Below are 8190 nucleotides of genomic sequence, written 5' to 3' on the forward strand. Positions count from 1 at the left end.
CGTCTAATTTCTCGTGATACAGTTGCCTTAGAGCATCCTACTTTCTTAGCAATAAGCCGAAGGGAATATTTTAAAGTTAAACCTGTCAGTATGATTTCTCGTTCTTTTAAGGTAAGATGATGATACAGGCTCATAGTCTGAGTCCTCCTTGTAATGGTGTTGTGGTGATTCCATTTTACAAGGGCTCAGGCTATGAGTCTTCTTTTATGTTCTAATTAGCGTTGCACTTCAATTGTAAATTCGTCGTCCTAGTGCCGAGCAAGCGACCCAATTCGGGTTGCCGGCCGATGCCGATCTGGAGACCATGACGATGCATGCTGGTTTCAGTGTCCTAGGAACCAGCCTCCAATGTGCGGATGCCTTTCGTGGGGTACCGACGCCCAGCAATCAAATTGATCTGATCTTGGATATCAATGCCGATGATGCCGCCAGTGCGGCCGCCGCCGAGGCTTTCTATCAACGGGTGGTGGCTTCACAGACGGTTACCGTAGATATGCCCTTCGAATCGCAGTTCTGGGGTGGCAAGATGGGTCACTTCACCGATCGTTACGGCATTTCCTGGATGCTTCACGTGATGCCTTGGAGTCAGATCAAGGATCCCACGGCCGAATAATTTTTGATATAAAAGGGAGACTACCACAGTGTGTGCTGGCAGTCTCCCTTGTCGTATCCAGTTGTCATTATTGGGCATAGCGTTGAATGATGGCAACTAGGGTTGCCGTAGCATTAGGCAACCCTACGCGATCGTTGTAGTAGCTGGCAAAACGCTCGTCACTCAGGTAGAGCTCGGCGAGACCGCGATGGGTCTCCGCAGAATAATTGTTCCACGTGAAACATAACCAGGTCTTGTGGTCATTGAAGACTTGCTGTGCCAAGTCACTGGCCAGATCGCCCGATTGGGCAACGACCTTGAGGTTGGTTAATAAGCGTTGTTCGCAGGCCTGCATCGCCTGGTAGTCCGTCTCGCTGAGTGCGGCAAATTTGCGTTGACTGGTATCGACTGCCGCCGCGCCGTAACGATCACGAGCTTCTTGACCAAACTCCTGGTCATTTGTGATGAGTTGTTGGTGCTTGAAAGCACTGAATTTTTCTGAATCCGTCATTTGCGGACCTCCGTTTCTGGCCGCGAGGGTGCGGTCCAGGGTAGTCAGCAGCGTCGTGAGGTGTTCCCGTTCATCCAATAGGTGTTGGCGTTGTTGCGCGAGAGCCGCGGTTTGTCGAACTGGTGACTGATCCAGAAGTTCCTGGATAGTGGCCAGGCTGAAACCAAACAATTGAAAATAACGAATCATTTGTAACCGATCGACGGCACTGGCATCATATTCGCGGTAGCCATTTTGGGGATTACGATGGGCCTTTAGCAGGCCAATCTGATCGTAATACCGGAGGGTACGCGGGCTTACTTTAGCCAGGCGCGCTAGTTCTTGAATGCTGGTGGTCACGGGACTCACCTCCTTTCGTGCTTACAACCTACTATAAGGGTTACCGCTGCGTCAAGGTCAAGCCAAAATAGAAATTAAAATAAATCGGATTCATCCCCGCCACGTTAAGGTTTCATCCGGTTAGCGGGGTCTTTGTGATTGTCACCGAATGTGATAAAATAAGGGTATTATTTGCAACTTTTAAGCCCGCCAATTTTCAAAAGCTGTTTTAGTGGGTGAACACAAATTTTTCCAGATGAATCAGATGAGGAGCAAAATGAATAAATTATTTTCGCGATCCAACATCCCCGAATTCTTACAGAATCGGCGTTTACGCGGTATCGCTATTATGACCGCTGCTCTGGCCATCCTCGGCATCGTCCTATCCTTCCTGTTGAATTGGATCTTTGGGATTGTCATCTTAGTTCTAGTGGGGATTGCCACGCTGATGGTGTTTAATACCATGGCGGAGATTGGTGACGACACCACGCAATATATTTCCGACTTGGCCTTTCGCATCCAGCAAGGAGAGCAAGAGGCGTTACTGCGTATGCCACCGGGTGTGATGATTCTGGGGGACAACGACCAGGTCGAATGGGTCAATCCCTACCTGCAGAATTACTTTGGTGACACCGACGTGCTGAGTCGGCCGATTAAGGAAGTCGACCCCGAGTTGGCGGCCTTGATTAGTGCGGCTGAACCGCAGACGATGACCACCATTAAGTGGCAAGACCAGCGGTTTACGATGTACGTGCAACCGGATTTTCATGCCGTTTACCTGTATGACATCACGCATTACCAATTGATTCAAGAACAGTATGACAATGAAAAGATCGCGATCGGCCAGGTCTTCTTGGATAACTACGATGAGATTACCCAGTCGATGACCGATCAGGATATTTCGAATCTGCGGAACTACGTGACCAACGAGCTGTCGGCTTGGGTTCAGCAGTTTGATATGTACCTCAAGCAGTTGGACGATGACCATTACTTCATCCTGGCCTACGCCAAGTCGCTGGCTGCGATCGAAGCTGATAAATTTAAGATTCTTGATACGATTCGCGAGACCACGTCCAAGCAGAACTTCCCGCTGACCTTGAGTATGGGGATTGCTTACGGTGATCCGAACCTCAACAAGCTGGCCGACCAAGCCCAGAGTAATCTGGACTTGGCGCTGGGCCGAGGTGGGGACCAAGTCGTGGTGAAGGCTGCTGACCAGGCTGCCCGCTACTATGGTGGGAAGACCAACCCAATGGAGAAACGGACGCGGGTTCGGGCACGGATGATTTCACAAGCCCTGCAAGAGCTGATGAACGAGTCTGACCAGATCTTCGTTCAGGGCCATTCGCAGCCTGACATGGACTCCCTGGGAGCCTGTCTAGGGATTCGACGGATTGCCAAGATGAACAACAAGACCTGTTGGATCGTGTTGGATAAGGAAACGGTCCACTCCGATGTGCAGCGCTTGCTGGACAACCTGAAGGACTACCCATCCATCGATGCCGCTATCATCTCGCCGGAAGAGGCGTTGGAGAAAGCCACCGATCAGAGTATGTTGCTGATGGTGGACCACTCGAAGCCGTCAATTTCCATTTCATCGGCGCTCTATGACCGCCTAGAAAACCGCGTGATGATCATCGACCATCACCGGCGGGGCGAAGAGTTCCCTGAAAACCCACTGCTGGTCTACATTGAACCGTATGCCAGTTCAACTTGTGAGCTGATTACCGAAATGTTTGAGTACCAGTCCCAGGAGGGTGAACCGATCAACAAGCTGGAAGCCACGGCCATGTTGGCGGGGATCTTCGTGGATACCAAGCACTTCTCGTTACGGACCGGGACGCGAACCTTTGACGCCGCCAGTTACCTTCGTTCTGCGGGGGCCGATGCCGTCGAGATGCAACGGTACATGAAGGAAAACGTCGACAGTTACTTGAAGCGAAACCACTTGATTGAAATGGTGGAATTCGTCAATGAAGACATGGCCCTGATTGCGGGAGAAGAAGATCAGACCTATGATCCCGTCACCGCGGCTCAGGCTGCCGATGACCTCCTGAATATGTCTGGCGTGGATGCCTCGTATGTCATCACGCGTAGAGACGATGGCCGCGTTGGGATTTCTGCGCGGTCATTGGGTGAGATTAACGTTCAACTCACCATGGAAGCCATGGGCGGTGGGGGTCACCTGTCCAATGCGGCGACCCAGATTAGTGACAAGTCCGTCGCTGAGGTTAAGCAACAGCTGATTGACCTCCTTAATCACAGCGGCGAACCGGAACCCGCTACCACATAGTTAATTGCTTCTGGTGGGGTTTCGGCGTAGGATTAAAGTTAGTATATTAAGTGAGGAGTGACCGACGTGAGAGTTATTTTTACCAAAGATGTCCGGGGTAAGGGTAAGCGCGGAGAAATTAAGAACGTTCCCGATGGCTACGCCCAAAACTTCCTGATTAAACGCGGGTTAGCCAAGGAGGCTAACCAAGCTGCCATGAGTCAACTCAAGGCAGAAAAGAAGGCGGAAGACCGGCGCGAGGCTGAAAATTTAGCCGAAGCTCAGGAACTCCAAAAGCACTTGGAAGACGACAAGACAGTCGTTGAAATCGTCGCCAAGGCGGGGGAAGATGGCCGGTTGTTCGGGTCAATTCCTAGCAAGCAAATTACGCAGGCCCTCCAGAAGCAATTTGGTCTGAAGCTCGACAAGCGTAAGGTGGAACTCCCAGAACCCATTCGGGTCTTGGGCTACACGAACGTTCCCGTTAAGTTACACAGCCAAGTGACCGCTAAGATTCGCGTTCACGTGACTCAAAAGTAAGACAAGTGTTTCGGAAAGGTCGCCAGTCACGGTGGCTTTTTTATTTACGATTCTGATGTCGGGAAAACTCGGGTCACTTTTCCCCTTGGCTCGTGATACTATGGTAAAATAGAAACCTGATGTTGAACTGGTGTCCAATAAAGAGGTAAATAATCAAGCATGGATAATAACGTATTAACAGACCATACACCACCACAGAACCTCGATGCCGAAAAGGCGGTCCTCGGGGCTATCTTTTTGAGTACGGACGCGTTGGTGGATGCGTTAGAATTTTTAGAGCCGGAAGACTTTTATCGCCGGGAACACCAGATTATCTTCCAGGCGATGATCGAACTTAACGACCGGGATGAAGCCATTGATGTGGTGACGATCACGGACCGACTGACGGCCAAGAATCAGTTGGATGACGTGGGCGGGATTACCTATATCGCTGAATTGGCAGGGGCCGTTCCGACCGCTGCTAACGCCACGTACTATGCCAAGATCGTCCAGGAAAAGTCGTTACTGCGTAAGCTGATTCAGACGGCCACGAACATCGCCACTCAGGGTTATCAACAAGACGGGGACGTCACCGACCTCCTCGACAATGCCGAACGAGACATTATGAACGTCGCGGAGACTCGGAATCAATCGGGTTTCAAACCGATCCGAGACGTGTTGAATAATTCCTTTGAAGAAATTAACAAGCTCTCCGAACAGGGAGACGTGATTACTGGGCTGTCGACGGGCTACGCCGAACTAGATAAGATGACCACGGGGCTACACGACGATGAATTAATGATTCTCGCCGCCCGGCCGGCCGTGGGGAAGACCGCGTTTGCGTTAAATATCGCGCAGAACGTGGGAACCAAGACCGATAAGACCGTGGCTATCTTCAGTTTGGAAATGAGTGCGGAGTCCCTGGTTAACCGGATGCTGTGTGCGGAAGGGTCGATCGATGCCAATCACCTGCGGACGGGGCAACTCTCCGAGGATGAGTGGCAGAACCTGATCGTGGCCATGGGGAGCCTAGCCAAGGCCAGCATTTACATCGATGACACCGCTGGGAATAAGATTACCGAAATCCGGGCCAAGTGTCGTCGGCTCGCTAAGGAAAAGGGCAATCTTGGTCTCATTGTGATTGACTACCTCCAATTGATTGAAGGGACCAACCACGAAAGTCGGCAACAAGAAGTTTCCGATATTTCACGGCAATTAAAGAAACTGGCTAAAGAACTCCACGTGCCAGTCATTGCGTTGTCCCAACTCTCTCGGGGAGTGGAACAGCGGCAGGATAAGCGGCCCGTGTTGTCCGATATTCGGGAATCCGGATCAATCGAACAAGATGCCGATATCGTGTCGTTTCTATACCGTGACGATTACTATGAACGTGACGGGGATGAAGATGACAATAATGACAGTGATCCCCGTGACGAGGGTGACCAGGACGTGGGGGAAGTCGAAGTCATTATCGAAAAGAACCGTTCGGGTCCACGTGGGACGGTCAAATTACTCTTCGTGAAGTCATATAATAAGTTTTCATCGGTGGCTTACGTTCCAGATGGGCACTAAATCAAATTGAATTGAATTGAACTCATTTAGCCCCGTAATCATGGTGATTATGGGGCTAATTAGCATTTAAATAGTGTTTATGTGCAAAATTCATAGTGGCGTGCCAAAAAGTTCACATTTTCATCATATTTTGCGATTAGTATGTACAGTATAGAAGTTAACCGAGTGGTTGCTTCTACCAAAGATTAACAATCTTTTTTCATGTACTCCTCCTCCCCTGGAATAATGAAAAAATAGTTAACGTCATTCTTATAATGACGTTACCCCTACTCCGATGATCATCGCTTTCCCCGAGCGGTGGTCTTTTTTTATGGTTATTTTGGTTCAGGGGGTCGTTCAATCGGTCTGACGAACAATGTTTCATGTGAAACATTGGTAGCGGCGATGATGACGGTGGCGATTAGCTGGGAGGCCTCATCTTCTGTGATCACGATCGATGACGAGGAAGTGAGAGTATCGTGATGGATCAAGGTCTTGACATGCCCAGAGTTATTGGCGGCATATCCCACCTTTTTGAGTATTAGCCAACTGGCAAATCACGTTCATTCGGAAAAATTAGGTTACTGTTGAATTAGGACGGCCCCCCTGAGCGATTGGAACGGTTTTAACAAAAAGTGGTGGGGTGGCTTATTAGTTTAAAGGGGGGACTGGTGGAGGCCCCCCCTGTAGTGCTAGAATAAGGCTTAACATGTTTCAGGAAAGGAGAGGCTGTATAATATATGCAAAAAGAAATTCGGTTGCGTTGGTTAGTCGTGGGCGCTTTGTTCAGCAGTATCGGCATGAGTTTTATTTGGCCGCTGACGACCATTTACCTGCATAACCGACTGGGCGCATCACTGACAAAGGTTGGGGTGATCCTATTATTTTATTCCCTAGCAAATGTTGTCGGGAGTGTCCTTGGGGGCCGGTTGTTTGACCGCCGAAACCCTTATTATTTAACGATTGGTGGGATTCTTGTCTCGCTAATCACTCTGGGGGGACTGATCATTAATCATGGTTGGCCGGCCTTCCCGATTGCCCTGATCTTCTTAGGGTTAGCATCGGGCTGGACGTTGACCATGGTAAACTCTCTAGGGACGACGATTCATAGCCGCGATGGACGCTACATTTTCAACATGCTGTATTTCGCACAGAACCTAGGGGTGGTCTTGGGGACAGCCCTGGTGGGGTACGTGTACAGCACGAGTGTCACGCTATTATTTGCAATTGCCTTTGGACTTTTCGTCCTGTTCTTCATCGTGGTGATTCGACATTACAATGCGCCTGCCGTGACGCAACCCAAGGTGGTCTCAGCCAAAGAAAAGGTTAAGATCAACATTCCACGGCCTAACCAGCGAATTATGCTGACGTTCTTTTTCTCGTTAATGGTTATCTGGATTATGTATACGCAGTGGGAATCTAACCTGTCCGTTTATATGACGGGCATGGGGATCCCCATGAAGAGTTACAGTCTACTATGGACCTTAAATGGGGGGCTGATCGTGGTTCTACAGGTCTTTATTAATTGGCTTGGGAACTACTTCAGTAATCTGTACCTACAGGTTTACGCCGGGATCTTCTTCCTGGCGATCTCCTTTGTCACGTTGATCTTCGCCAAGGATTATGCTCACTTCACCATTGCCATGATTATCCTGACGATGGGTGAAGCAACGGCCTTTCCGGCAATTCCCGCGATTGTCAATAATCTCACGCCGGCCGCAGTTAAAGGGAAGTATCAGGGGATGTCCAATGCCTGGACGTCCGTTGGGAAAGCCCTTGGACCGCTAATGGGGGGGATCATCATCGATCAGACTTCCTATACGCTGCTGTTCATTATTGCTGCGGCAACGATTATGGTTATTCTGGGATTGAATGTTTTCGTGGTGACGGTCAACCGGCGCCGCGTAAAAACTTTTAAATGAGTTTTCACCTGAATGGTGTATAATACCTGATAGTAGGAGATTGATCGTACACTAGGGAAATCAGGGGAAGGCTCATGAACAGAAGAATACGGGGAATTAGCGGCCTGCTGATTGGTTTAATTGTGGGGCTCATTATTTGTGGGCGACCATCGGGAAATCAGTCAACCATTACGGATTCCGTCGTTCAGCCCACTTCGGGGCAAACGGTGGTGCAGGTCACCAATAAGAAGACAACGGGTCATGGTCACGTTGAGATTAAGACGCAGACCACGACTAGTCAGGCAGGGAAGACGGTTAGTCGTCAGACAACCACTTCACCGCAGGGACAACAACAGACTCGGGGAAAGTAACGTTTGTGTATGGCAAATTCTATAATTAATCCGAACAGAAATTAAAAAGCCCAAAGCAATCACTTACAATGGTAGTAGCTAATTCCAACCAATATAGGGAGTGATTACTTTGGGTACATCTACTTTATCACGTTTTCAACGTGGCGCACTAGCAC

General features: G+C 49.5%; 8 protein-coding genes. 6 read left to right on the plus strand and 2 right to left on the minus strand.

Annotated elements, in window-relative coordinates; all coding sequences use genetic code 11:
* A partial coding sequence (locus tag EKM70_RS11675) for a helix-turn-helix domain-containing protein (protein WP_164506290.1) occupies window positions 1–134 on the minus strand: 134 nt, incomplete at its 3' end.
* Between the two features lie 176 nt (window positions 135–310).
* On the opposite strand from EKM70_RS11675, the gene EKM70_RS10915 reads away from it, so the two are divergent.
* Window positions 311–613, plus strand: coding sequence for a VOC family protein (locus tag EKM70_RS10915; RefSeq protein ID WP_191985899.1), 303 nt, complete (start codon window positions 311–313; stop codon window positions 611–613).
* Between the two features lie 67 nt (window positions 614–680).
* Here EKM70_RS10915 and EKM70_RS10920 read toward each other — a convergent pair whose 3' ends face one another.
* On the minus strand, window positions 681–1442 hold the full coding sequence (locus EKM70_RS10920; protein WP_125547764.1) for a MerR family transcriptional regulator: 762 nt from the start codon (window positions 1440–1442) through the stop codon (window positions 681–683).
* 256 nt (window positions 1443–1698) lie between these two features.
* Between EKM70_RS10920 and EKM70_RS10925 the strand changes: the two genes are divergently transcribed.
* From EKM70_RS10925 to EKM70_RS10945, 5 genes are all read left to right on the plus strand, one after another.
* Window positions 1699–3714, plus strand: coding sequence for a DHH family phosphoesterase (locus EKM70_RS10925; protein ID WP_125547766.1), 2016 nt, complete (start codon window positions 1699–1701; stop codon window positions 3712–3714).
* A gap of 66 nt (window positions 3715–3780) precedes the next feature.
* Window positions 3781–4233 carry a 50S ribosomal protein L9 gene (rplI, locus tag EKM70_RS10930; protein ID WP_057878208.1) on the plus strand — a complete coding sequence of 151 codons (453 nt, stop codon included), beginning with the start codon at window positions 3781–3783 and terminating at the stop codon, window positions 4231–4233.
* A 159-nt stretch (window positions 4234–4392) separates the two neighbouring features.
* Window positions 4393–5784 (plus strand): replicative DNA helicase, encoded by a 1392-nt coding sequence (gene dnaB, locus EKM70_RS10935; RefSeq protein WP_057878207.1) that lies wholly within the window; start codon window positions 4393–4395, stop codon window positions 5782–5784.
* A 719-nt stretch (window positions 5785–6503) separates the two neighbouring features.
* On the plus strand, window positions 6504–7685 hold the full coding sequence (locus tag EKM70_RS10940) for an MDR family MFS transporter (RefSeq protein ID WP_125547768.1): 1182 nt from the start codon (window positions 6504–6506) through the stop codon (window positions 7683–7685).
* A gap of 74 nt (window positions 7686–7759) precedes the next feature.
* A complete protein-coding gene (locus EKM70_RS10945) occupies window positions 7760–8035 on the plus strand; it encodes a hypothetical protein (RefSeq protein WP_125547770.1) in 276 nt (91 codons plus the stop codon).
* The last annotated feature ends 155 nt before the right edge of the window (window positions 8036–8190 follow it).

It is taken from the genome of Levilactobacillus lindianensis (genome assembly GCF_003946095.1).
Taxonomy (GTDB): domain Bacteria; phylum Bacillota; class Bacilli; order Lactobacillales; family Lactobacillaceae; genus Levilactobacillus; species Levilactobacillus lindianensis.